Genomic DNA, 1,180 nt, shown 5'->3' with positions numbered 1-1,180 from the left:
GCACAGCGCTGCCGCCCGCCCTGGCGAGCGCCCTGATCGGCCATGTCGCCCAGGGGCCGATGGCCGGACTGACCGTCTACGACGCGCTCCAGGACCCGCGGCTCGCCGGGCTGCTCTTCGAGCGTCTTCGCACCCCCGGCGACCTGGGCGGACTGCGCTTCGACCGGCTGAAGGGAGCCGTACTGCCCGGCTCTCTGGTGCCCCGCCCGCTCTCCGCGGAGCAGTCCAACTCCTCGCTGGTCTTCGGCGACGCGTACATCCTGAAGGTGTTCCGGCGGGTCAGCGCCGGGATCAACCCCGACCTGGAGCTGCCGCTGGCACTGGCCCGCGAGGGCTGCTCGCGGGTGCCGGCGCCCGTCGCGTGGTTCGAGACCGTGCCCGAGCGGCAGACCGACGAGCCCCTCACCCTCGGCGTGCTCCAGCCCTACCTGCGCGGCTCCCGCGACGGCTGGCAACTGGCTCTGCGCAGCGTCGAGGAGGGCACCGGCTTCACCGAACAGGCCCGCGCCCTGGGGCGCACCACCGCGGAGGTGCACACCGCGCTCGCCTCCGCGCTGCCGTCCTTCACCCTGCGCCGCCCGCAGATAGAGCGGCTCGCCGCCCAGATGACCGAGCGTCTCGAGGCGGCGGCCATCGCGGTGCCCTCGCTGCGCCCCTACGCACCCGGGCTGCGCACGGCCTTCGACGCGCTCACCGTCCTCGGCTCGGGCGGCCGCACCTGGCCCGCCCAGCGCATCCACGGCGACCTGCACCTCGGCCAGACCCTGCGCACCCCGGACGGCAGCTGGTCACTGATCGACTTCGAGGGCGAGCCCGTCAAGTCCCTGGCGGAACGCCGCCGCCCGCAGCCGCCGGTGCGCGACATCGCCGGCATGCTCCGCTCCTTCGACTACGCGGCGCGCTCGGGCAAGCCGTGGGACCAGGAGTGGGCCGCGCGCTGCCGCACGGCCTACTGCGAGGGCTACGCGGCGGCCTCAGGCACGGACCCGCGCGACGAACCGGAACTCCTGCGGGCCTACGAGACCGACAAGGCCGTCTACGAGGTCCTGTACGAGGCCCGGCACCGGCCGGACTGGCTTCCGGTGCCGATGGCCGCGATCGAACGTCTCTGCGAACCTCACGGGGTCACGTCGTGAGGCCCCCGCCCCGCGCCCGCCACGACGCGGGAGGCGACCGCTCC

At 74.6% G+C, this 1,180-nt stretch carries 1 protein-coding gene; it reads left to right on the top strand.

The annotated features are described in order from the left end of the window. Positions 1-1,136 (top strand): phosphotransferase (locus tag GUY61_RS38485; protein WP_166634917.1); only part of this gene is annotated, 1,136 nt, incomplete at its 5' end. Between the last annotated feature and the right edge of the window lie 44 nt (positions 1,137-1,180).

The organism is Streptomyces sp. GC420, from assembly GCF_009916105.1.
In the GTDB taxonomy this organism is placed as follows: Bacteria; Actinomycetota; Actinomycetes; order Streptomycetales; family Streptomycetaceae; genus Streptomyces.
Note: the sequence above shows the minus strand (reverse complement) of the source record. Positions and strands in the feature narration are given on the sequence as shown.